21 protein-coding genes are annotated in these 23,568 nt (G+C 66.9%); 17 read left to right on the top strand and 4 right to left on the bottom strand.

All coding sequences use genetic code 11. The features are described 5' to 3' along the window. Nucleotides 1-10 precede the first annotated feature (10 nt). The 8 genes from mraY to ftsA are packed head-to-tail and all read left to right on the top strand — an operon-like array spanning nt 11 to nt 9,659. Complete coding sequence (gene mraY / locus AC1DP9_RS25960; RefSeq protein ID WP_092298544.1) at nt 11-1,180, top strand: phospho-N-acetylmuramoyl-pentapeptide-transferase; 1,170 nt, start codon at nt 11-13, stop codon at nt 1,178-1,180. A gap of 38 nt (nt 1,181-1,218) precedes the next feature. Beyond that, nucleotides 1,219-2,760: a UDP-N-acetylmuramoyl-L-alanine--D-glutamate ligase gene (gene murD / locus AC1DP9_RS25955; protein WP_092298547.1), complete on the top strand. Its 1,542-nt coding sequence runs from the start codon at nt 1,219-1,221 to the stop codon at nt 2,758-2,760. Continuing rightward, nucleotides 2,757-3,998, top strand: a complete 1,242-nt coding sequence (ftsW, locus tag AC1DP9_RS25950) for a putative lipid II flippase FtsW (protein WP_092298550.1) — start codon at nt 2,757-2,759, stop codon at nt 3,996-3,998. The genes murD and ftsW overlap by 4 nt, the downstream gene beginning before the upstream one ends. Continuing rightward, nucleotides 3,995-5,065, top strand: a complete 1,071-nt coding sequence (murG, locus tag AC1DP9_RS25945; protein ID WP_441592197.1) for an undecaprenyldiphospho-muramoylpentapeptide beta-N-acetylglucosaminyltransferase — start codon at nt 3,995-3,997, stop codon at nt 5,063-5,065. Before ftsW ends, murG begins: the two co-directional genes overlap by 4 nt. Nucleotides 5,066-5,078: 13 nt before the next feature. Then, nucleotides 5,079-6,512 (top strand): UDP-N-acetylmuramate--L-alanine ligase, encoded by a 1,434-nt coding sequence (gene murC / locus AC1DP9_RS25940; protein ID WP_092298556.1) that lies wholly within the window; start codon nt 5,079-5,081, stop codon nt 6,510-6,512. Continuing rightward, nucleotides 6,509-7,489 (top strand): D-alanine--D-alanine ligase, encoded by a 981-nt coding sequence (locus tag AC1DP9_RS25935; RefSeq protein WP_477108888.1) that lies wholly within the window; start codon nt 6,509-6,511, stop codon nt 7,487-7,489. The genes murC and AC1DP9_RS25935 overlap by 4 nt, the downstream gene beginning before the upstream one ends. A 41-nt stretch (nt 7,490-7,530) precedes the next feature. Beyond that, entirely contained in the window at nt 7,531-8,430 is a 900-nt protein-coding gene (locus AC1DP9_RS25930) for a cell division protein FtsQ/DivIB (RefSeq protein WP_092298562.1), read from the top strand. Continuing rightward, nucleotides 8,427-9,659: a cell division protein FtsA gene (gene ftsA / locus AC1DP9_RS25925; protein WP_092298565.1), complete on the top strand. Its 1,233-nt coding sequence runs from the start codon at nt 8,427-8,429 to the stop codon at nt 9,657-9,659. The genes AC1DP9_RS25930 and ftsA overlap by 4 nt, the downstream gene beginning before the upstream one ends. Nucleotides 9,660-9,709: 50 nt before the next feature. Here the strand turns inward: ftsA and AC1DP9_RS25920 are convergent, their stop codons facing one another. Next, on the bottom strand, nt 9,710-9,865 hold the full coding sequence (locus AC1DP9_RS25920; protein ID WP_177219980.1) for a hypothetical protein: 156 nt from the start codon (nt 9,863-9,865) through the stop codon (nt 9,710-9,712). On the opposite strand from AC1DP9_RS25920, the gene ftsZ reads away from it, so the two are divergent. The 3 genes from ftsZ to lpxC all read left to right on the top strand — a co-directional run bounded on the left by ftsZ (nt 9,852) and on the right by lpxC (nt 12,997). After that, nucleotides 9,852-11,042 (top strand): cell division protein FtsZ, encoded by a 1,191-nt coding sequence (gene ftsZ / locus AC1DP9_RS25915; protein ID WP_092298568.1) that lies wholly within the window; start codon nt 9,852-9,854, stop codon nt 11,040-11,042. The two genes, AC1DP9_RS25920 and ftsZ, sit on opposite strands and share 14 nt — an antisense overlap. Before the next feature lie 361 nt (nt 11,043-11,403). Continuing rightward, complete coding sequence (locus AC1DP9_RS25910) at nt 11,404-11,910, top strand: redoxin family protein (protein WP_477108887.1); 507 nt, start codon at nt 11,404-11,406, stop codon at nt 11,908-11,910. A 169-nt stretch (nt 11,911-12,079) separates the two neighbouring features. Further along, nucleotides 12,080-12,997 carry a UDP-3-O-acyl-N-acetylglucosamine deacetylase gene (lpxC, locus tag AC1DP9_RS25905; RefSeq protein WP_092298574.1) on the top strand — a complete coding sequence of 306 codons (918 nt, stop codon included), beginning with the start codon at nt 12,080-12,082 and terminating at the stop codon, nt 12,995-12,997. A gap of 68 nt (nt 12,998-13,065) precedes the next feature. On the opposite strand, the gene AC1DP9_RS25900 is transcribed toward lpxC, so the two are convergent. Then, on the bottom strand, nt 13,066-13,575 hold the full coding sequence (locus tag AC1DP9_RS25900) for a DciA family protein (RefSeq protein WP_092298577.1): 510 nt from the start codon (nt 13,573-13,575) through the stop codon (nt 13,066-13,068). A 104-nt stretch (nt 13,576-13,679) separates the two neighbouring features. Between AC1DP9_RS25900 and AC1DP9_RS25895 the strand changes: the two genes are divergently transcribed. The 6 genes from AC1DP9_RS25895 to AC1DP9_RS25870 all read left to right on the top strand — a co-directional run bounded on the left by AC1DP9_RS25895 (nt 13,680) and on the right by AC1DP9_RS25870 (nt 22,423). Further along, entirely contained in the window at nt 13,680-14,627 is a 948-nt protein-coding gene (locus AC1DP9_RS25895; RefSeq protein WP_477108886.1) for a M23 family metallopeptidase, read from the top strand. Between the two features lie 201 nt (nt 14,628-14,828). After that, nucleotides 14,829-17,621 (top strand): preprotein translocase subunit SecA, encoded by a 2,793-nt coding sequence (gene secA, locus AC1DP9_RS25890; protein ID WP_092298583.1) that lies wholly within the window; start codon nt 14,829-14,831, stop codon nt 17,619-17,621. Between the two features lie 110 nt (nt 17,622-17,731). Then, nucleotides 17,732-18,958: a bifunctional glutamate N-acetyltransferase/amino-acid acetyltransferase ArgJ gene (gene argJ / locus AC1DP9_RS25885; protein ID WP_477108885.1), complete on the top strand. Its 1,227-nt coding sequence runs from the start codon at nt 17,732-17,734 to the stop codon at nt 18,956-18,958. Between the two features lie 21 nt (nt 18,959-18,979). After that, nucleotides 18,980-19,879, top strand: coding sequence for an ATP-binding protein (locus AC1DP9_RS25880; protein ID WP_092298590.1), 900 nt, complete (start codon nt 18,980-18,982; stop codon nt 19,877-19,879). Then, nucleotides 19,876-20,316 carry an NUDIX domain-containing protein gene (locus AC1DP9_RS25875; RefSeq protein ID WP_092298593.1) on the top strand — a complete coding sequence of 147 codons (441 nt, stop codon included), beginning with the start codon at nt 19,876-19,878 and terminating at the stop codon, nt 20,314-20,316. Before AC1DP9_RS25880 ends, AC1DP9_RS25875 begins: the two co-directional genes overlap by 4 nt. A gap of 64 nt (nt 20,317-20,380) precedes the next feature. Further along, complete coding sequence (locus tag AC1DP9_RS25870; RefSeq protein ID WP_477108884.1) at nt 20,381-22,423, top strand: OPT family oligopeptide transporter; 2,043 nt, start codon at nt 20,381-20,383, stop codon at nt 22,421-22,423. Between the two features lie 17 nt (nt 22,424-22,440). Here AC1DP9_RS25870 and AC1DP9_RS25865 read toward each other — a convergent pair whose 3' ends face one another. Together AC1DP9_RS25865 and zapD are read right to left on the bottom strand one after the other, a co-directional pair. Continuing rightward, entirely contained in the window at nt 22,441-22,632 is a 192-nt protein-coding gene (locus tag AC1DP9_RS25865) for a DNA gyrase inhibitor YacG (RefSeq protein ID WP_092298599.1), read from the bottom strand. Nucleotides 22,633-22,642: 10 nt separating this feature from the next. Further along, complete coding sequence (gene zapD, locus AC1DP9_RS25860) at nt 22,643-23,401, bottom strand: cell division protein ZapD (protein WP_092298602.1); 759 nt, start codon at nt 23,399-23,401, stop codon at nt 22,643-22,645. Between the last annotated feature and the right edge of the window lie 167 nt (nt 23,402-23,568).

The raw sequence follows: 23,568 nt of genomic DNA, 5'->3' as shown, positions 1-23,568 counted from the left end.
AAGACACACGATGTTATTGGCTCTGGCCCAGTGGCTGCAAAACGATTACAGCTTCCTGCGGGTCGTCAACTACCTGACTTTCCGCGCGGTGGCGGCCAACCTCACCGCGCTGGTGATCGGCCTCGGCTTCGGGCCGTGGGTAATCCGTCGCCTGACCGAACTGAAGATCGGCCAGGCCGTGCGCACGATCGGCCCGCAGACCCACCTCGTGAAGTCGGGCACGCCGACCATGGGCGGGGTGCTGGTGCTGCTCTCGATCGGCATTTCCACGCTGCTCTGGTGCGACTGGGGCAACCGCTTCATCTGGGTGGTGCTGCTGGTGACGGTGGGCTACGGCGCCATCGGCTGGGTCGATGACTACCGCAAGGTGGTGTATCGCGACCCGCGCGGCATGTCCAGCCGCGAGAAGTTCTTCTGGCAGACGCTGATCGGGCTGGTGGCGGCGGTCTACCTGGCGTTCTCGGTTTCCGAGGCCAGCAATGTGCGCGTGTGGAGCCTGTTCCTGAGCTGGATCGAGGGTGGCATGTGGGCCGATGTGCCGTACAAGACCAACCTGATCGTGCCCTTCTTCAAGGAAGTGAGCTACCCGCTGGGCGTGATGGGCTTCATCGTGCTGACCTACCTCGTGATCGTCGGCTCGAGCAACGCCGTGAACCTGACCGATGGCCTCGACGGCCTGGTGATCATGCCGGTGGTGCTGGTGGGCGGTGGCCTGGGCGTGTTTGCCTACGTGATGGGTAACACGGTCTACAGCAAGTACCTGCTGTTCCCGCACATCCCGGGCGCCGGCGAGCTGCTGATCTTCTGCTCGGCGATGGCCGGGGCGGGGCTGGCGTTCCTCTGGTTCAACGCGCATCCGGCCAAGGTGTTCATGGGCGACGTGGGCGCGCTGGCGCTGGGCGGCGCGCTCGGCACCATCGCCGTGATCGTGCGGCAGGAAATCGTGCTGTTCGTGATGGGCGGCATCTTCGTGGTGGAAACGGTGTCGGTGATGCTCCAGGTGACCTGGTTCAAGTTCACCAAGCGCCGCTACGGCGAGGGCCGGCGGCTGTTCCGCATGGCGCCGCTGCACCACCATTTCGAGCTGAGCGGCTGGAAGGAAACGCAGGTCACCGTGCGGTTCTGGATTATCACGATGCTGCTGGTGCTGATCGGGCTGTCGACGCTGAAGCTGCGTTGACCGGATCCACTCTCTAATTAGTAAGGCGGGAAATCGAAGTGTTTGGCGTGTTGCAGAAACCTCATGTGCTGGTACTGGGCCTCGGCGAGTCGGGGCTGGCCATGTCACGCTGGTGCGGCCTGAACGGCTGCCGCGTGCGCGTGGCCGACACACGCGAGGCGCCCGCCAACCTGGCCTTCCTGCAGGCCGAGCTGACCACGGCCGAATTTGTTGCCGGTCCGTTTGCCGCGAACGTGGATGGCCTGCTGGACGACATCGGCCTCGTGGCGATCAGCCCGGGCCTGTCGCCGCTGGAAGCGGGCACGAAGGCCGTGCTCGACGCCGCCGCCGCGCGCGGCATCCCGGTCTGGGGCGAGATCGAACTGTTCGCCCAGGCGCTCGGCTATCTGGAAGGCGTGTCCGGCTACGCGCCGCGCGTGCTGGCCATCACCGGCACGAACGGCAAGACCACCACCACGGCGCTGACCGGGCGGCTGGTCGAGCGTGCCGGCAAGACCGTGGCCGTGGCGGGCAATATCAGCCCGTCGGCGCTGGACAAGCTGTCCGCCTGCATCGCCAGCGCCACGCTGCCGGACGTCTGGGTGCTCGAACTGTCGAGCTTCCAGCTGGAAACCACCCACACGCTGGCGCCGCACGCGGCCACCGTGCTCAACATCTCGCAAGACCACCTCGACTGGCACGGCAGCATGGAAGCCTATGCCGCATCCAAGGCGCGCATCTTCGGGCCTGCCGACAAGGCGTGCGTGCAGGTGTTGAACCGCAATGACCCCATGACGATGGCCATGGCGCGCGCCGGTACGGCGCTCGTCACTTCGGGTGCGCCGCTGGTCACCTTCGGCACCGATCTGCCCGAGACGGCTGGCAGCTACGGCGTGCTGCGCGAGGGCGGCATGCCCTGGCTGGTGCTGGCCGAGCCGGACACCGAGGCCGACGCCGAGCCGAAGCCGCGCCGCCGCAAGGGGGCGCAGGTCGTCGAGGAAGCCGTGCCGGTGCGCCACAAGCGCCTGATGCCGGCCGACGCGCTGCACATCCGCGGCATGCACAACGCCACCAACGCCATGGCCGCGCTGGCGCTGTGCCGTGCCATCGACCTGCCGATGAACGCGCTGCTGCACGGCCTGCGCGAGTATCGCGGCGAGCCGCACCGCGTGGAATGGGTGGCGACGATCGACGAGGTCGAGTATTTCGACGACAGCAAGGGCACCAACGTGGGCGCCACGGTGGCCGCGCTGTCCGGGCTGGACAAGCGCGTGGTCCTGATCGCCGGCGGCGAAGGCAAGGGCCAGGATTTCTCGCCGCTGGCGCAGCCGGTGGCGCAGTACGCGCGCGCCGTGGTGCTGATCGGCAAGGACGCCGGCGAGCTGCGCGCCGCGCTGGCTGACACCGGCACGCAGCTGGTGGACGCCGCCACGCTCGAGGAAGCGGTCGAGAAATCGTCCCATCTGGCCGAGAACGGCGACGTGGTGCTGCTCTCGCCCGCGTGCGCCAGTCTCGACATGTTCCGCAACTACGTGCATCGCGCCGAGGTGTTCCGTGGCGCGGTGGAAGAACTGGCCCTGTCCCGGGGGATCCTGCCATGAGCGACTCGCAGGTCAAGCGCAGCGGTTTCATCGGCGCCACCATCGGCAATGCCTGGGGTGGGCTGCGCGACGCCGTGTCCGGCGTCAAGCCCACTCGCTCCCGGATGATGGAGTATGACCAGCCGCTGCTCTGGGTGGCCATCGTGCTGCTGACGCTCGGGCTGGTGATGGTCTACTCGGCGTCCATCGCGCTGCCTGACTCGCCGCGCTACGCCAACTATCGCGAGAGCCACTTCCTGGTGCGCCACGCGTTCGCGCTGTTCATCGGGCTGTCGGCGGGGCTGGTGGCGTTCCAGATACCGGTCAAGGTCTGGGATAAATACGCGCCCAAGCTGTTCATCATCGCGCTGGTGCTGCTGGTGCTCGTGCTGGTGCCGTTCGTCGGCAAGGGCGTGAACGGCGCGCGGCGCTGGATTCCGCTCGGCGTGATGAATTTCCAGCCGTCGGAGCTGATGAAGCTGGCCGTGGTGCTGTACGCGGCCAACTACACGGTGCGCAAGCAGGAATGGATGCAGACCGTGTCCAAGGGTTTCCTGCCGATGGGCGTGGCCGTGGTGCTGGTGGGCATGCTGCTGCTGCTCGAGCCGGACATGGGCGCGTTCCTGGTGATCGCGGCCGTGGCGATGGGCATCCTGTTCCTCGGCGGCATCAACGGCAAGCTGTTCGCCGGGCTGGTCGGGGTGGCGATCGGCGCGTTCGCGCTGCTGATCACGGCCTCGCCATGGCGCCGCGAGCGGATTTTTGCCTATCTGAGCCCGTGGGAAGAGAGCAACGCGCTGGGCAAGGCGTACCAGCTCACGCACTCGCTGATCGCGTTCGGCCGGGGCGAGTGGACCGGCGTGGGCCTGGGCGGCAGCATCGAGAAGCTGCACTACCTGCCCGAAGCGCATACCGACTTCATCCTGGCCGTGATCGGCGAGGAATTCGGCTTTATCGGCGTGCTGGTGATGATCGTGCTGTTCTACTGGCTCGTGCGCCGCGCCTTCGACATCGGCCGCACGGCGCTCCAGCTCGACCGGACCTTCGCCGGGCTGGTCGCCAAGGGCATCGGCGTGTGGCTCGGCTGGCAGACCTTCATCAACATGGGCGTGAACCTGGGCCTGCTGCCGACCAAGGGGCTGACGCTGCCGCTGGTCAGCTATGGCGGCTCGGGCATCCTGATGAACTGCATCGGGCTGGCGATCGTGTTGCGGATCGACTACGAAAATCGGGTCTTGATGCGCGGAGGGAAGGTATGAGCGATCCGCGCACGCTGCTCGTGATGGCTGGCGGCACCGGGGGCCACGTGTTCCCGGGGCTGGCGGTCGCGCACGCGCTGCGCGACGCCGGCTGGCGCGTGGTCTGGCTCGGCAACCGTACCGGCATGGAAGCCACGCTGGTGCCGAAGCACGACATCCCGATGGAATTCATCCAGTTCGGCGGGCTGCGCGGCAAGGGGCTGATCACCAAGCTGCTGCTGCCGCTGAACCTGCTGCGCGCGTTCTGGCAGAGCATCGGCGCGCTACGTCGGGTGCGCCCGGACGTGGTGCTGGGCATGGGTGGCTACATCACCTTCCCGGCCGGGATGATGGCATCGCTGCTGGGCCGCCCGCTGGTGCTGCACGAGCAGAACTCGATTGCCGGCCTGACCAACAAGGTGCTGGCCAAAGTGGCCGACCGGGTGCTCTGCGCCTTCCCGGACGCGCTGCCGAACAGCGAGTGGACCGGCAACCCGGTGCGCGAGGAACTGGCGAGCCTGCCGGCGCCCGAGGCGCGCTACGACCATCGCACCGGCCCGCTGCGGGTGCTGGTGGTGGGCGGCAGCCTGGGCGCGGCGGCGCTGAACGACGTGGTGCCGAAGGCCATCGCGCTGCTGCCCGAGGGCCAGCGCCCGGTGGTGCGGCATCAGGCCGGCGCCAAGCAGATCGACACATTGCGCGCCAACTACGCCGCAGCCGGCGTGGCGGGCGACACCGTGCCGTTCATCGACGACATGGCGGCGGCCTATGCCGACGCCGATCTGGTCATCTGCCGCGCGGGCGCGATGACGGTTTCCGAAGTGGCCGCCGCCGGTGTGGCGGCCCTGTTCGTGCCGTTTCCGCACGCGGTGGACGACCACCAGACCACCAACGCGAAGTTCCTGTCGAAGCAGGGCGCCGCGTTGCTGGTGCAACAGAACGCATTGACCGCGGAGGGGCTGGCGCAGACGCTGGCCAGCCTGTCGCGGCCACAACTGAAAGACATGGCGCGCCTGGCGCGCGGCCTGGCCAAACCTGAGGCAACCCGGCGCGTCGCCGAGATTTGCCAAGAGATGGCGGGCCACTGACCTATACGAATCAATGAAGCACATCGTCAAAAACATCCACTTCGTAGGCATCGGGGGCGCCGGCATGAGCGGCATCGCCGAGGTCCTGCTGAACCTGGGCTACAAGGTCTCGGGCTCGGACGTGGGCAGCAACGCCGCCACGCGGCGGCTGGCCACGCTGGGCGCGCGCGTCTTCCATGGCCACGACGCCGGCCATGTGGAAGGCGCCAATGCCGTCGTGGTCTCGACGGCGGTCACCAATGACAACCCCGAGGTGCTGGCCGCCCGGGCGCGCCGCATCCCCGTGGTGCCGCGCGCGATCATGCTGGCCGAACTGATGCGCCTGAAGCAGGGCATCGCCATTGCCGGCACGCACGGCAAGACCACCACCACGAGCCTCGTGGCGTCGGTGCTGGCCGAGGGCGGGCTCGACCCGACCTTCGTGATCGGCGGCCGGCTGAACTCGGCCGGCGCCAACGCGCGGCTGGGCACGGGCGATTTCATCGTGGCCGAGGCGGACGAGTCGGACGCCTCGTTCCTGAACCTGTTCCCGGTCATGGAAGTCATCACCAACATCGATGCGGACCACATGGACACCTACGGGCACGATTTCGCCCGGCTCAAGCAGGCGTTCGTGGAGTTCACCCAGCGGCTGCCGTTCTACGGCATCGCGGTGCTGTGCGTCGATGACCCGAATGTGCGCGAGATCCTGCCGTTCGTCTCGAAGCCGGTGGTGCGCTACGGCTTTGCCGAAGACGCCCAGATCCGCGCGGTCAACGCCCGCCCGGTGGACGGCCAGATGCATTTCACAGTCCATCGGCAGCTCAACGGCCATGCCGAGCCGCCGCTCGACGTGGTGCTGAACCTGCCCGGCCTGCACAACGTGCAGAACGCGCTGGCCGCCATCGCCATCGCCACCGAGCTGGAGGTGCCGGACGCCGCCATCGTCAAGGCGCTGCGCGAGTTCCACGGCGTGGGCCGCCGCTTCCAGCGCTATGGCGAGGTTGCCACGGCCGACGGGCAGGGCACCTTCACGCTGGTGGACGACTACGGTCACCACCCGGTGGAGATGGCCGCCACGCTGGCCGCCGCGCGCGGGGCCTTCCCGGGCCGCCGCCTTGTGCTGGCGTTCCAGCCGCACCGTTTCACGCGGACGCGCGACTGTTTCGAAGATTTCGTGAAGGTGCTCGGCACCGTGGACGCGCTGCTGCTGGCCGAGGTCTACGCCGCCGGCGAGTCGCCCATCGTGGCTGCCGACGGCCGGGCGATGACCCGCGCGCTGCGCGTGGCCAACAAGGTGGAGCCGGTCTTCGTCGAGCAGATCGAGGACATGCCGCAGGCCATCCTGACCGCCGTCCAGCCGGGCGACGTGGTCGTGACCATGGGCGCCGGCACGATCGGCACGGTGCCCGGCCAGCTCGTATCGCAACAAGTTACCCAAGTTAGTCCGGCAGGAGGCCAGGCATGAGCTTCGTCGCCCATCCCAATATCGACCCGAAATCGCTGGGCAAGGTTGGCGTGCTGCTGGGCGGCCGTTCGGCCGAACGCGAGGTGTCGCTGATGTCCGGCAACGGCGTGCTGGCGGCGCTGCGCGCGCGCGGCGTGGATGCCCACCCGTTCGACCCGGCCCTGCAACCGGTGGCCGAACTGGCTGCCGCCGGCTTCGACCGCGTCTTTATCGCGCTGCATGGCCGCTACGGCGAGGACGGCACGATTCAGGGCATGCTCGAGATGCTGGGCATTCCGTACACCGGCAGTGGCGTGCTGGCATCCGCGCTGGCCATGGACAAGCCGGCCACCAAGCGGCTCTGGATGTCCCACGGCCTGCCCACGCCGCGCTTTGCGGTGCTGCGCCCCGATACCGATTTCAACGCCGTGGTGGCGGATCTCGGCCTGCCGCTGATCGTCAAGCCGGCGCGGGAAGGGTCGTCGATCGGCCTGACCAAGGTCACGGATGCCAGCCAGATGCGCGAGGCTTTCGAGAAGGCGGCGGTGCTGGATGACGACGTGCTGGCCGAGAGTTTTATCGACGGCGCGGAGCTGACTTGCCCCATCGTGGGCGAGGGCGCGACCGCCGAAGCGCTGCCGGTCATCAAGATTGTTGCGCCCGAGTCGAACTACGACTATCAAAATAAGTACTTTACTGACGTTACCCAATATCTGTGCCCCTCGACCTTGCCTGAGGCGCTCGAGAACGAGGTGCGCGCCCTGGCCGTGGAAGCGTTCCGTGTGCTCGGCTGCCGTGGCTGGGCCCGCGCCGACGTGATGCTGACCCGCGACGGMAAGCCCTACCTGCTGGAAATGAACACGTCCCCCGGCATGACCGGCCACTCGCTGGTGCCGATGGCGGCGCGCGCGGTGGGCATCAGCTATGAGGACTTCGTGATCCAGGTGGTGGCGCAAGCCACGCTGGACCTGCATCCGAACGAGCACTGGAAGCCCTGATAACCGTAATTCGACGAAAACACAGCTCCTGAACCCGACCCATGTGGCATAACGCGCGCCTCCTCAACCTGATCGCCTCCGTGCTCTACGCACTGGTGGCGCTGATGGCGCTCGGGGCGGGCCTGCTGTGGCTGGCCCAGCGGCCGGTGTTCGCCATCACCCATGTGGAGCTGCACGCGATGGACGGCCAGGCGCTGCGCCACGTGAATGGGCCGAGCGTGCGCGCCAACGCGCTGGGCAAGCTGTCTGGCAATTTCTTTACGTTGGACCTGAACACGGCGCGTCAGGCGTTCGAATCGGTGCCCTGGGTGCGGCACGCGAGCGTCCGCCGCGAATGGCCGAACGGGCTGGCGGTGGAGGTGGAGGAGCACGAGGCGCTGGGTACCTGGGGCAGCCCGGAAAGCGGCCGGCTCCTCAATACCTATGGCGAGGTGTTCGTCGCCAACACCGCCGAGGCCGAGGAGGATGCCCAGCTGCTGGCGCTCGACGGGCCGCCGGACAGCGAGGCCGATGTGGTCGAGAAGCTGGAAGTCATGCGGCAATGGTTCAAGCCGCTGAAGGCCGAGCCCCTGTCGGTGGCGCTGTCGTCGCGCTATGCGTGGCGGACGCGGCTGTCGAACGGCATGGTGATCGAGCTGGGTCGTGAGCAGACCGATGAGGATCGGGCAGCCATGGAGGCGCGGGTCAAGCGCTTCGTGGCCGCCTGGCCGCAGGTGACCGAGCAGGTGGGCAAGCAGGTGGACTACGCCGACCTGCGCTACCCCAACGGCTTCGCGATCCGCGCGGCCAACGTCAGGTTCCTGACCGACGCCCAGGCTGCCGCGGCAGCCAAGGCGGCGGCCAAGGCCTCCGCAGGACCGGCCCCGGCAACGGTGCCGGCAGGCAATCCCAATAACAATCCGACGCGACTCAAGAGCAAGAACGCGGAGAAAACCCGATGAGCAAGGAATACAAGGACTTACTGGTCGGTCTCGACATCGGCACCTCGAAGGTGGCGGCGGTGGTCGCGGAACTGCGCCCCGACGGCAGCTACGAAGTGATCGGGATGGGCCAGTCCGAGTCCAAGGGTCTGAAGAAGGGGGTCGTGGTCAATATCGAGGCCACCGTGCAGTCGATCCAGCGCGCGCTGGAGGAGGCCGAGCTGATGGCCGACTGCAAGATCGCCGAGGTCTTCACCGGCATTGCCGGCAGCCATATCCGCAGCTTCAATTCGAGCGGGATGGTGGCCATCAAGGACAAGGAGGTCACGCAGACGGACGTGGCCCGGGTGATCGAGACCGCCAAGGCGGTCAACATCCCGACCGATCAGCAGATCCTGCACATCCTGACGCAGGAATTCATCATCGACGGCCAGGAGGACGTGCGCGAGCCCATCGGCATGAGCGGCATCCGCCTGGAGGTCAAGGTCCATATCGTCACGGGCGCGGTCAGCGCGGCGCAGAACATCGTCAAGTGCGTGCGCCGCTGCGGGCTGGAAGTGCATGACCTGATCCTGCAGCCGCTGGCGTCGAGCCTGGCCGTGCTGACGGAGGACGAGAAGGAACTGGGCGTGGTGCTGGTCGACATTGGCGGCGGCACCACGGACATCGCCATCTTCAGCGAGGGCGCGATCCGGCATACGGCCGTGATCCCGATCGCCGGGGACCAGATCACCAACGATATTGCGATGGCGCTGCGCACGCCGACGCCGGACGCCGAGGACATCAAGATCCAGTACGGCATTGCCAAGCAGGCGATTGCCGACCCGGACGACATGATCGAGGTGCCGGGCGTGGGCGACCGAGGCACGCGCACGCTGAGCCGTCAGGCGCTGGCGGCCGTGATCGAGCCGCGCATCGAGGAACTGTATTCGCTGGTGCACCAGGTGGTGCGCGAGTCCGGCTACGAGGAACTGCTGTCGTCTGGCGTGGTGATCACCGGCGGCACGGCGATGATGCCGGGCATGGTGGAGCTGGGCGAGGACATCTTCCTGAAGCCGGTGCGCGTGGGCGTGCCCGAGTATCGCGGCAACCTGCACGAGGTGGTGAAGAGCCCGCGCTACTCCACGGTGATGGGCCTGCTGCTGGAAGGCCGGGTGCAGCGCATGCGTGGCCGCAAGGTGGCCGTGCAGAGCGGCTCGGTGAAGCAGGTGTGGACGCGCATGAAGGAATGGTTTGTCGGCAACTTCTGACGCTGGACGTGGTCAGGTTGTTTTAGGGATTTTTTTAAACGTTTTACGAGTCAGCCATGCGTCGCGGTCATCGAATCGCGCGATGGCACGTTGAGCAGGTTTTCTTCTTCTATTTTGGTTTCTTGTTCAGGAACCAAGGGCTGCGGCGGGGAGGCTGCAGCGTTTGGGGACTGATTTTTCACGGAGGCAGTGATGGACTTTGACATGATCGAATCGGAGATGCAGGACGGCACCATCATCAAGGTGGTGGGTGTGGGCGGTGCGGGCGGCAACGCCGTGCAGCACATGATCAGCCGTGGCGTGCAGGGCGTGGAATTCATCTGCATGAACACCGATGCCCAGGCGCTCAAGCGCTCCACGGCGTCGCGCGTGCTGCAACTCGGTAATACGGGTCTGGGCGCCGGCGCCAAGCCGGAGGTGGGTCGCAACTGCGCCGAACAGGCGCGCGAGCAGATCGCCGATTCCCTGCGCGGTGCGCACATGGTCTTCATCACTGCCGGCATGGGCGGTGGCACCGGTACCGGCGCCGCCCCGATCGTGGCGCAGGTGGCCAAGGAAATGGGCATCCTGACCGTGGGTGTGGTCAGCAAGCCGTTCGACTTCGAAGGCGCACGTCGCGCCAAGGTGGCTGAACATGGCTCGGGCGAACTGGAGTCGTCGGTGGACTCGCTGATCGTGGTGCTCAACGAGAAGCTGTTCGAGGTGATGGGCGACGACGCCGAGATGGACAAGTGCTTCCAGTGCGCCGACGACGTGCTGCACAACGCGGTGGCCGGCATTGCCGAGATCATCAACGTTGACGGCCTCGTGAACGTCGACTTCGAAGACGTGAAGACGGTGATGGGCGAGCAGGGCAAGGCCATGATGGGCACGGCGACCGTGTCCGGCGTGGACCGCGCCCGCCTGGCTGCCGAGCAGGCCGTCGCCAGCCCGTTGTTGGAAGGCGTGGACCTGTCCGGCGCGCGCGGCGTGCTGGTCAACATCACGGCCAGCCGCTCGCTGAAGCTATCGGAAACCAAGGAAGTCATGAACACCATCCGCAGCTACGCCGCGGAAGATGCCACGGTGATCTTCGGTACGGTGTACGACGATTCGATGGGCGACGCACTGCGCGTGACCGTGGTGGCCACGGGCCTGGGCCGTTCGGCCAAGAAGCAGCAGCCGATGACGCTGCTGAAGACCGGCACGGACAACATCCCGATGCAGATGATGGGCGGCATGACCGCTGCCCCGGCGCATGCCTCGCCGGACTACAGCGGCCTGGATACGCCGGCCGTGTGGCGCAGCTCGCGTGAGTCGGCATCGGCTCACGTGGCGGCGCTGCAGGAAAAGGGTGTGGACACGTACGACATCCCGGCCTTCCTGCGCAAGCAGGCGGACTGAGTTGGCTACCGGCAGGGCGGCGGCTGCGGCCGTGCGCCTGGCGGGTTGCACGTGGTCTGATCCGCGAAGCCTGAGCGCTCCCTATCCGCTCGGCATTCGCCAGGACTGACGTAGCCCGTCAGCGCGCCCGGCTGCGCCGCGCCCGCGTCGGCACTGTCTCCGCCCGCATCCCGTTGCCGGGACAGGCGTGCCTTCGGCCGCCTCCCCGGACTGTTCCCGCCTTCCCGCGGCGGGATGCCTCGTCGTCCGCGCGGCGTGCCGAACCGGTGCGCCGCGCAGTCGTTTTTGTGGCCTATGATTGCAGTCAGGGTTTTCACCAGCCCGGACTTTCGTCTTTTTCGGCCTTTAGGAAATCGCCCCCATGATCAGTGTTGGCCAGCGCGTCCCCGACGCCACCCTGTACGAATTCTTCGAAACCGAGACCGGCGGTTGCGCGCTCGGACCCAATGCCTTCCCGGTGGCCGACCTGGTCAAGGGCCGCCGCATCGTCGTGTTCGGCCTGCCCGGCGCGTTCACGCCGACCTGCTCCGCCAAGCACGTGCCCGGTTTCGTCGAGCAAGCCGACCAGTTCCGGGCGGCTGGCGTGGACGAGATCTGGTGCCACGCGGTCAACGACGCCTTCGTGATGGGCGCCTGGGGCCGTGAGCAGCAGACCGGCGGCAAAGTCCGCATGATGGCCGACGGCGCTGCACAATGGGCCAAGGCCCTCGGGCTGGACCAGGACCTGAGCCAGCGCGGCCTGGGCGTGCGCGCCAAGCGCTACGCGATGGTGCTGGACGACGGCGTGGTCACCCACCTGTTCGTGGAAGCCCCCGGCGAATTCAAGGTCAGCAGCGCCGATGCCGTTCTTGAGGCGTTGCGCGCCTGACACGGATTGGCTCGGCCGGAGTGATGTCTGGCCGACTTTGGTAACACTGGTTAACAACCCGACACAAAGTGGTGCGGCGCAATACACCAAGCGGTGGTAGTATGGCGTTATTAAAATTTGTGCCCAATAGCTTTTTATAATGTGGGCCACCTAAGAGATTGAGGCTGTCATGCTCAAACAGCGCACCATCAAATCCCTGGTGAAGACGGTTGGCATCGGTTTGCACTCGGGTCGCAAAGTGACGCTGACCCTGCGACCGGCCCCCGTCGATGCAGGCATCGTATTCACCCGTGTCGATCTGCCGGAACCGGTAGAGATCCCCGTGGCCGCCAGCGCCATCGGCGACACGCGCCTGGCGTCCGTGCTCCAGAAGAACGGCGCGCGCGTCTCGACGGTGGAACACCTGATGTCGGCCTGCGCTGGCCTGGGCATCGACAATCTCTATGTCGACGTGGATGCCGAGGAAATCCCGATCATGGACGGCAGCGCCGCGTCGTTCGTGTTCCTGCTGCAGTCGGCGGGGATCGAGGAGCAGTCGGCCGCCAAGCGTTTCATCCGCGTGAAGAAGGCCGTGGAAGTGCGCGAGGGCGACAAGCTGGCCCGGCTGGAGCCGTACTTCGGCTTCAAGCTCTCGTTCACGATCGACTTCCGCCATCCGGCCGTCGACAAGACCGGCCAGGCGTTCTCGATCGATTTCGCTGACACGAGCTACGTGCGCGAGATCGCCCGGGCCCGCACCTTCGGCTTCGCCCACGAGGTGGAAGCGCTGCGCGAAATGGGCCTGGCCCGTGGCGGCAGCCTGGACAACGCCATCGTGCTGGACGAGCACCGCATGCTGAACAATGAGGAACTGCGCTACGGCGACGAGTTCGTGCGCCACAAGATCCTCGATGCGATTGGCGACCTCTACGTGGTCGGCCATCCGCTGATTGGCGCCTACGTGGCCAACAAGTCCGGCCACGGCCTGAACAACCAGCTGCTGCGCGCGCTGCTGGCGGACCAGGAAGCGTACGAAATCGTGACCTTCGACAAGCTGGAAGAAGCGCCCGCCGCCTTCCTGCCGCAGGTGCAGCCGGCGTTTGCCTGAGCACCGCGCCCCCGGCGCAAACGACAACGGCCTCCCTTGGGAGGCCGTTTCTATTTAGTACGGCGGCGTCAGCGGTTGCGATGCCGCGCCAGCAACGCCTCCACCGCTTCCTTCAGCGGCGAGGATTCCAGGCTCTGCGCCAGTTGATCCATGCTGGTCAGCCCCACCGGCGGCAGGTTGGCCGTGCGGGGCTGGCGCGTGACCGGACCGGTGTCCCAATCCCCCCGCCCGACCTCCGGTTGTACCCGTACCCGGATTGCGGTAACCTGCGAGCCCCGCTGTTGCAGCCGGGTAAGCAGGGTCGGCACCACTTGCCGCACCCGCGCAGCCGCCGCGCCATGCGCGGCCAGCAACAGCAATGTCGCTTCCGCCTGCGGGCCCCGGTTGTCATGTTTGACACCGGCCACGGCGATCCCGTCCTGCAGGCCGCGGGGCAGGAGCGACAGGACTTCCGCTTCCAGTGACGCCAGTTCGCGCGCCGTCTGCATGAGCGCCGAAACCGGCCCGGACTTGTTCAGCCAATCGTTGAGTGGCTTGGCAACCGGCGTCTGGAGAGCGTGGTGAGTGAACATGCGCATGCGCGCATTCTAGCGCGCAATCCTGGCCACCGAGAGCCGGGATGCCCCGCCCGCATGCGCGACGAGGCCGGTCGGCCTCTTTTTGTCGGCGAAGGGGGTAGGTCATGCAAATCATCGTGCTGCATCCGCGTGCGCCGCGGGTGTTCCGTCTTCAGCTCACGCCGTTGCGCGCCGGGCTGCTTGCCATCGTGCTGTGCCTGCTCGTGGCCGCCGCATCTTCCGCTATCACCTGGTATGTCGCCCGTGCCCAGCCGGCCGGCGAAGCCTCCGGGCAGGCGCGCGACAACGCCTACCTGCGCGCCAACCTCGCCGTGCTGGCTGCCCGCGTCGGCGAACTCCAGGCCCAGATGGTCCGGCTCGATGCGCTCGGCGAGCGCGTGTCCGGCCTGGCCGGCATCGCGCCGCAGGACTTCGACTTCCGCCATCGCCCGGCCCGGGGCGGCCCCGCCGCGGTCGAGCGATCCACCGCGCTGACCCTGCCCGACCTGCGCGACGAACTGGCCCGGCTCGGCAAGCAGGCCGACCATCGCGTCGATTTCTTCGATGTGATCGAAGGGGCACTCATCGACCGCCAACTGCGCGAGCGCCGCACGCCGAGCGTGATGCCGGTGGCGGTGGGCTACGATGGCTCGAGCTTCGGCGCCCGCATCGATCCGTTCTCGGGCCGGCGCACCCGGCACGATGGTGTGGATTTCGTCGCCCCGATTGGTACGCCGATCGTCGCGGCGGCCGGCGGGGTGGTCGTGGCGGCCGAGTGGCACCCCGAGTACGGCAACATGATCGACATCGACCATGGCAACGGGCTCAAGACCCGCTATGCGCATGCGTCGAAGTCGCTGGTGAAGGTGGGCGATCTGGTCCGCGCGGGGCAGGAAGTGGCGCGCGTGGGCAGCACGGGCCGGTCCACCGGCGCGCACCTGCACTTCGAGGTCCACGTCAACGGCGTGCCGCGTAACCCGATTGGGTTCCTGACCGCCGCCGCGCCGAACCCGGCCCCGGCACCGGCCATTGCCACGGCGCCCGTGCCGACCGATCGCACTGCCATCCGCTAACTGCGCGGAACATTGAAGGCGGCGGGAGAGTCCCAACCTGTCGAAGGTGGTCTGGCGGCTGTTGCGCCAGCGCAGAAGGAGCCTGTTTGGGTCCCGGCCACGACACCGCCACATGATAAACTCGGCGTTTTGCGCCAATCCACCCATTCCTCGCCGTCGTCCAAGCTGTATCCGGGCCGCGCGCGCAGGGGAAAGCACTCGATGATCACGGGCCTTCTCAAGAAAGTCTTCGGCAGCCGCAACGAACGGCTGATCAAACAATATCGCGGCATGGTCGTGAAGATCAACGCGCTGGAGCCGAAATTCGAACAGCTTTCGGACGACGACCTGCGCGGCATGACCGAGACCTTCCGCCAGCGCCACGCGGGCGGCGAATCGATTGACGCGCTGTTGCCGGAGGCGTTTGCCGTCTGCCGCGAGGCCAGCAAGCGCGTCATGAAGATGCGCCACTTCGACGTGCAGCTGATCGGCGGCATGGTCCTGAACGACAACAAGATCGCCGAAATGCGGACCGGCGAAGGCAAGACGCTGACCGCCACGCTGGCCGTGTACCTCAATGCCATTACCGGCAAGGGCGTGCACGTGGTGACCGTGAACGACTACCTGGCCCAGCGCGATGCCGAGTGGATGGGCCGCCTGTACAACTTCCTGGGGCTGTCGGTGGGGGTCAACCTCTCGCAGATGCCTCATGATGAGAAGCAGCGCGCTTATAACTCGGACATCACCTACGGCACGAACAACGAGTTCGGCTTCGACTACCTGCGCGACAACATGGTCTACGACCCGTCGCAGCGCGTGCAGCGCCCGCTGCACTACGCGATCGTCGACGAAGTGGACTCGATCCTGATCGACGAGGCGCGTACGCCGCTGATCATCTCGGGTCAGGCCGAGAACCAGACCGACCTGTACCAGCGCATGAACGGCATTCCCAAGCTGCTCGTGCGCCAGATCGGCGAGGAAAAGGCCGACGGCACCGGCGTGGAGACGCCCGGCGACTACTACGTCGACGAGAAGGGCCATCAGGTCTACCTGACCGAAGCCGGCCACGAGAAGGCGGAAGAGATCCTGAACCAGCAGGGCCTGATCGGCGAGGGCGAATCGCTCTACGCGCCGCAGAACATCACGCTGATGCACCACCTGTACGCCGCCCTGCGCGCGCACAGCCTGTTCCACCGCGACCAGCACTACGTGGTGCAGAACGACGAAGTGGTGATCGTCGATGAATTCACGGGCCGCCTGATGACGGGCCGCCGCTGGTCCGACGGCCTGCACCAGGCCGTGGAAGCCAAGGAAGGCGTGACGGTCCAGCAGGAAAACCAGACGCTGGCGACCATCACCTTCCAGAACTACTTCCGCATGTACGAGAAGCTGGCCGGCATGACCGGTACGGCGGACACGGAAGCGTACGAATTCCAGGAAATCTACGGCCTCGAGGTCGTGGTGATCCCGACCAACCGCCAGGCCCAGCGCAAGGACCTGCAGGACCAGATCTACAAGACGTCGAAGGAACGCTACGACGCTGTGGTGCGCGACATCCGCGACTGTTTCGAGCGCGGCCAGCCGGTGCTGGTGGGCACGACGTCGATCGAGACGTCCGAGTACCTGTCGGACCTGCTGAACAAGGAAAAACTGCCCCACCAGGTGCTGAACGCCAAGCAGCACGAGCGCGAAGCCGAGATCGTGGCCCAGGCGGGCCGCCCCAAGATGATCACGATCGCCACGAACATGGCCGGTCGCGGTACCGACATCGTGCTGGGCGGCAATGTGGAGAAGCAGGCCGGCTTCATCGAGATCGACGCAAGCCTGTCGGACGCCGACAAGGCCGCCCGCATCGCCCAGCTCAAGGACGAATGGCAGTCGCTGCACGATCAGGTCAAGGCCGCCGGCGGCCTGCATATCGTCGGCACCGAGCGACATGAGTCGCGCCGGATCGACAACCAGCTGCGTGGCCGTGCCGGCCGCCAGGGTGACCCGGGTTCGTCGCGCTTCTACCTGTCGCTGGACGACCAGCTGCTGCGCATCTTCGCCGGCGACCGCGTGCGCGCGATCATGGAACGGCTGAAGATGCCCGAAGGCGAGCCGATCGAGGCTGGCATCGTCACGCGCTCGATCGAATCGGCGCAGCGCAAGGTGGAAGGCCGCAACTTCGACATCCGCAAGCAGCTGCTCCAGTACGACGACGTGGCCAACGACCAGCGCAAGGAGATCTACAAGCTCCGCAACGACGTGCTGGAATCGAACGACGTCGGCGAGATGGTGGGCAACCTGCGCGAGAGCGTGCTGGTGGAGCTGTTCCGCGACCACGTGCCGGCCGAGACCATGGAAGAACAGTGGGACATCGCCAGCCTGGAAACGCGCCTGCGCGACGACTGGGGCCTGGATGTGCCGCTGGCCAAGACCATCGAGGGCGCCCAGAGCATCGAGGATGAAGAACTGCTGAATCTGGTGATGACCACGGCGCGCGAAACCTACGACGCCAAGGTCAACCAGGTGGGCCGGGAGTCGTTCGCAGGCTTCGAGCGCTCGGTCATGCTGCAGAGCATCGACACGCACTGGCGCGAGCATCTGGCCGCGCTGGACCACCTGCGCCAGGGTATCCACCTGCGCGGCTATGCGCAGAAGGACCCGAAGCAGGAGTACAAGCGCGAGTCGTTCGAACTGTTCGCGCGCCTGCTGGACGTGATCAAGAGCGAAGTCACCCGCGTGATCTTCAATGTGCAGATCCAGTCGCCGGAGCAGCTCGAGCAGGCTTCGGAGCAGATTGAGGAAGGGCTGGCGCACCTGGAGAACGTGCAGTACAAGCACGACGAGTTTGCCGAACGCGCCGAGCCGGTCGAGGACGCCTCGCTGGCGCGCCGTGGCACCGCGCAGGCGGCCATGGCCGCGATGGGCGCGGACATGGCGGTGGCCGGCATGCCGAAGGTTGGCCGTAACGATCCGTGCCCGTGCGGATCGGGCAAGAAGTTCAAGCAGTGCCACGGCAAGCTTAGCTGAGCCGGGGACCCTCTCCCTCTCCCGCGACATCGTCCGGGAGAGGGGAGTCACAGACCGCACAATGCCCGCGCAAGCGGGCATATTTGTCAGATGCAACCAAGGAGCCGCACATGCCCGTGAACCTGCCGCTGCCCCAGGCAGAGAATTTGAAATCCGTTGCCGGCGTGGAGCTGGGTTGGGCCGAGGCGGGCATCCGCAAGGCCAATCGCAAGGATGTGCTCGTGGTCCGCGTGGCCGAAGGCAGCACCGTGGCCGGCGTGTTCACGCAGAACCGCTTCTGCGCCGCGCCGGTGCAGGTTTGCCGCGAGCACCTCGCCACGGGCCCGGGCATCCGCGCGCTGGTGGTCAACACCGGCAATGCCAACGCCGGCACCGGCGAACCTGGCCTGAAGGCCGCGCGCGCCACGTGCGACGCCCTGGCCGCCCAGCTTGGCATCGCCGCCAACCAGGTGCTGCCGTTCTCGACTGGCGTGATCCTGGAGCAGCTTCCGGTCGATCGCCTGACCGCCGCGCTGCCGGCTGCCATCGCCAATGCGCGCGCTGACAACTGGCTGGCCGCCGCCGAGTCGATCATGACCACCGACACGCAGCCCAAGGCCGCGTCGCGCACGGTGCAGATCGACGGCAAGACGGTCACGCTGTCCGGCATCAGCAAGGGCGCCGGCATGATCCGCCCGAACATGGCGACCATGCTCGGCTTCATCGCGCTGGACGCCGCCGTGGCGCAGCCGGTGCTCCAGGCACTGGTTTCGCACGCCGCCGACCATTCGTTCAACAGCATCACCATCGATGGCGATACGTCGACCAATGACTCGTTCGTGCTGATCGCCACGGGCAAGGCTGGCGTGTCCATCGACCGCGCCGACGGCCCGGCCTTCGCCGCGCTGCGCGACGCCGTGACGTCGCTGGCGCAGGAACTGGCCCAGATGATCGTGCGCGATGGCGAGGGTGCCACCAAGCTGATGACGATTCACGTGGAAAGCGGCAAGAACGTGGCCGAATGCCGCCAGATCGCCTACGCGGTGGCGCATTCGCCGCTGGTCAAGACCGCGTTCTACGCCTCGGACCCCAATCTGGGCCGCATCCTGGCCGCCGTGGGCTATGCCGGTGTGAACGACCTCGACGTCGATCGCGTGAACCTGTGGCTCGATGACGTCTGGGTGGCCCGCGACGGCGGCCGCAACCCCGACTACCGCGAGGAAGACGGCCAGCGCGTGATGAAGCAGGCCGAGATCACCGTGCGCATCGCGCTGGGCCGCGGCAACGCCGAAGCCACCGTGTGGACCTGCGACCTCTCGCACGACTACGTGTCGATCAACGCCGACTATCGTTCGTAATTTTCTGAATTCGCCCCTGCCATGTCTGACCTTGCTGCCCGCCTCGATAGCTTTCTCGCCCGACTGGAACAATGGCTGCCGCCGCAACTGAGCGACGCGGACTGGCAGGAGGCGGTAGCGTTCCGCTGGCGCAAGCGTCAGAGCCTGTTCGGCAACATCGGTTATCTGCAGGCGATCAAGCAGCTTCCGCCGATCTATCTGGATGATCTCAAGAACATCGAGCGCCAGAAGGACGCCATCGTCGCCAATACGCGCCAGTTCGTGCAGAAGCTGCCGGCCAACAACGTGCTGCTGACCGGCGCGCGCGGTACCGGCAAGTCGTCGCTGATCAAGGCCTGCCTGAACGCGTACGTGAAGCAAGGGCTGCGGCTGGTGGAGGTGGACAAGGACGATCTGGGCGACCTCGGCGATATCGTCGAGCAGCTGGCCCAGCGGCCCGAGCGCTTTGTGATCTTCTGCGATGACCTGTCGTTCGAGGAAGGCGAGTCGGGCTACAAGTCGCTGAAGTCCGCGCTGGACGGCTCGGTGGCCGCCCAGTCGGACAACGTGCTGATCTACGCCACGTCCAACCGCCGCCACCTGCTGCCCGAGTACATGAAGGACAACGAGACCTACCAGCACACGGCCGATGGCGAAATCCATCCGGGCGAGGTGGTCGAGGAGAAGATCTCGCTGTCCGAGCGCTTCGGGCTGTGGCTGTCGTTCTATCCGCCCAAGCAGGACGAGTACCTGGCCATCGTCGGCCATTGGCTCGGGCACTTCGGCTGCAGCGCCGAAGACATTGCCGCCGCGCGTGGCGATGCGCTGGTCTGGGCGCTGGAGCGCGGTTCGCGCTCGGGCCGGGTGGCGTGGCAGTTCGCGCGCGACTGGGGTGGCAAGCACGGCAAGCCCTTCGTGGCCGACGTGGGACCCCAGGCATGAGCGGCGCCGGCACGGTAGTGTCCCCGGACGGCCAGGCGCGCCCGGTCACCGAGGTGGCCGTCGGCGTGCTGGTGCGGCCCGATGGCCGCTTCCTGCTGGCGCAGCGCCCGGCGGGCAAGCCGTACGAGGGCTACTGGGAATTCCCGGGCGGCAAGCTGGAGCCGGGCGAGACCGTCGAGGCCGCGCTGGCGCGCGAGCTGCACGAGGAACTCGGCCTCGACGTCACGCGCAGCGAGCGCTGGCATACGCTCGAACATGATTACCCGCACGCCTATGTGCGGCTCTATTTCTGCAAGGTCACCGACTGGGTTGGCCAGCCGGTCGGTCGCGAAGGCCAGGCGTTCTCGTGGCAGTACGCCCCGGTCGATGTCGGCCCGCTGCTGCCGGCGACGATCCCCGTCGTGGCATGGCTCGCAGAGGAGCGCCCCACGCCCTGAGTGGCCGCATGCCAGTCCCGTCGCCCCCGTCACCAGAAGTTGAACAACAAACACTGGAGGCCCAATGCAACGTGTCGACCGCATCGACGATGCCATCTCCCTGCCCGAGCTGACGTTGCGCGGCATCATCCTGGGCGCGCTGATCACCGTGGTGTTCACCGCGTCCAACATCTACCTCGGCCTGAAAGTCGGCCTGACCTTCTCCTCCGCCATTCCAGCCGCCGTGATTTCGATGGCCGTGCTGCGGCTGTTTCCGGGCGCCAATATCCTCGAAAACAACATGGTGCAGACGCAGGCGTCCGCCGCGGGCACCTTGTCGTCGATCATCTTCATCCTGCCGGGGCTGGTCATGCTCGGCCACTGGCAGGGATTTCCGTTCTGGCAGACGCTGTCGATCTGCGCGGCGGGCGGCATGCTCGGCGTGATTTTCAGCATTCCGCTACGTCACGCGATGGTCGTAAAGAGCGACCTGCCGTACCCCGAGGGCGTCGCGGCTGCAGAGATCCTGCGCGTGGGCAGCGCCAGCGAGGCGCCCGGCGAGGCCAAGCAGGCCACCGGACTGGCCGATCTGCTAGCCGGCGGCGTGGCGGCGGGGCTGTTCAGCTTCGCCGCGGGCGGGCTGCGCGTGCTGGCCGAAGGGGCCAATGCGTGGCTGGCGGCGGGCGCGTCGGTGGTGCGGCTGTCGATGGGGTTCTCGCTGGCGCTGGTCGGTGCCGGGTATCTGGTCGGCATCGTCGGCGGGCTGGCCATGCTGCTGGGCCTCGTGCTCACATGGGGCGTGGCCGTGCCGTGGCTGACCGCGATCACGCCGATGCCGGCTGGCGCCACGCTGGCGAGCTTCGGCACCTCGGTCTGGAGTACGCAGGCACGCTTTATCGGTGCCGGCACGATCGGGATTGCCGCGATCTGGACGCTCGCCACGTTGTTCAAGCCGATGGTCGAGGGCGTGCGGGCGTCGATGGGTGCGCTGCGCGGGAGCAGTGCCGGACAAGGTGCCGGGCAGGGCGGCGAGATCCCACGGACCCAGCGCGACCTGCCGGCGGTCTGGATCGGCGCCATCACGCTGGTGCTGCTCGCGGTGCTGGCGGTCACGTTTGGCCATTTCCTCGCCCCGTCGCCGCTCGATGACGGCGCGATGTGGCGGCTCGTGGCCTGCGCCGTGCTGTTCGCCTTTGTGTTCGGTTTCCTGGTGGCGGCCGCCTGCGGCTATATGGCGGGGCTGGTCGGCTCGTCTGCCAGCCCGATCTCGGGCATCGGCATCATCGCCGTGATCCTGGTGTCGCTGCTGATCCTCGGCGTGGGCACGCTCGATGGGCTGATGGGCACGCCGGAGGGCGGCAAGTTCGCGATTGCGCTGGCGATCTTCACGACGTCGGCGGTGGTGGCGGTGGCGTCCATCGCCAACGACAACCTCCAGGATCTGAAGACCGGCTGGCTGGTCGGCGCCACGCCGTGGCGCCAGCAGGTAGCGCTGCTGATTGGCTGCGCCGTGGGCGCGGCGGTGATTCCGCCGGTGCTGGAACTGCTCTACAACGCGTACGGCTTTGCCGGCACGCTGCCCCGGGCCGATATGGACCCCGGCCAGGCGCTCGCGGCGCCGCAGGCCACGCTGATGACGGCCATCGCCACGGGCATTTTCACGCACCAGCTCAACTGGACCATGATCCTGATCGGCGTGGCGCTGGGCGTGGTGCTGATTGCCATCGACGAAATGCTGCGCCGCCGGGGCGGTGTGGCGCGCCTGCCCGTGCTGGCGGTGGGCATCGGCATCTACCTGCCGCCGACCATCAGCTCCGCGCTGGTGGTGGGCGCGGTGCTGTCGTGGTGGCTGCTGCGGGCCGAGCGCCGCCGCGCCGAGGCGCGCGGCGATGACGTGACGCTGGCGGTGGCACACGCCGAGCGGCGCGGTACGCTGCTGGCGTCGGGGCTGATCGTCGGGGAGAGTCTGGTCGGCGTGGCGCTGGCGGCCATCATCGGCCTGTCCGGCAAGGAGGCGCCACTGGCGCTGGTCGGCGCAGGGTTTGCCACCACGGCCGAGTGGCTGGGGCTGGCGGTCTTCGTGCTGGTCTGCGTGGGGTTCTGCCGGCGCGTGCTGGCGACGCGGTAGGGCGCGGCGGGCGCCGCTCAGTCTTCCTCTTCTTCAGGCAGGTCCGCCGAGGGCGTCTCGCCGGGCTTGCCGCCAATCACATACTTCTCGGCCGCCCAGGCGCCAAGGTCGATCTGCTTGCAGCGGTCGGAACAGAAGGGACGGAACTTGTTTTCCTGCACCCACGGCACATCCTTGCCGCAGGTGGGACATTTGACGACGGCTGGCATCGGGAAGACTTCAGAAATTGCAGAGCTTGAGCAGGAACGGGATGTCGGCATCGACCGAACGCGGTCGCATGTCGCCGTCCTGCTGGGTGAAACGGACCCAGAGCATGTACTTGTTGGCGCTCATCTCGGGAATGAAGGCCAGCAGCGAGTCGTCGAGGTAGACCTGCATCAGCTGGTAGCTGCGGCCCGACAGCATCTGCTGGTAGCTGCCGCCCGTGGCGATGACCTTGCCGCTCTGGCCGGACTCGCGCAGCAGCCGCAGCACGATCGACGTGCCCATGCGCAGCGACGTGAGCGGGCGCGCCCACTTGAGGATATCAGCCTGACGGTCCTCGGCGGGGCGGTGCTGCCACGCGAAGTAGGCCGGCAGGTCGAATTCGCAGGTGCCGCCCGGGATGATGGCGCGGCTGCGGATGCTCGTGAGCCACTCGTTGTCGGCCAGCAGCTGGCCAGCCTTGCCCACGGTCTGGTTCAGCGCGGTAATGCCCTGTTCGATCTCGGCAATGACGTTGGCCAGCGCGTCCTGGTCGATCTGCGGATTGGCGCGCAGCGGCGAGAGCGCCTGGCGCTGGCGCTCCAGTTCCTTGATCAGGTCAGTCTTGAGGTCGGCGCGGCCGGCCACATCGATGATCTCGAAGATCGTCGTAATGGCCACGTGATGCTGCTGGGGGTGATCCTGCCCGAGGAAATAATCCAGCCGATCGAACAGGTCTTCCAGGCGCAGGAGCGTCCTGATGCGTTCGTTGAAAGGATATTCGTACAGGATCAAGGGAGGTATCCGTGCTGCGCGCCGAGGGGCCGGAAGCCGAAAGGCAGATTCAATCGAGTGCCCGAGGTCGGCGGTCTGGCGGAACTTCGGAAAATCCGTCAGTTAGCACGCTTTTCCCGGCATGTTCAGCGCATTCTATGCGAGTCGCGCCTCAAGGACAAATGCAA

The sequence above is a fragment of the Cupriavidus sp. 01L43 genome (assembly GCF_056399925.1).
Note: the sequence above shows the minus strand (reverse complement) of the source record. Positions and strands in the feature narration are given on the sequence as shown.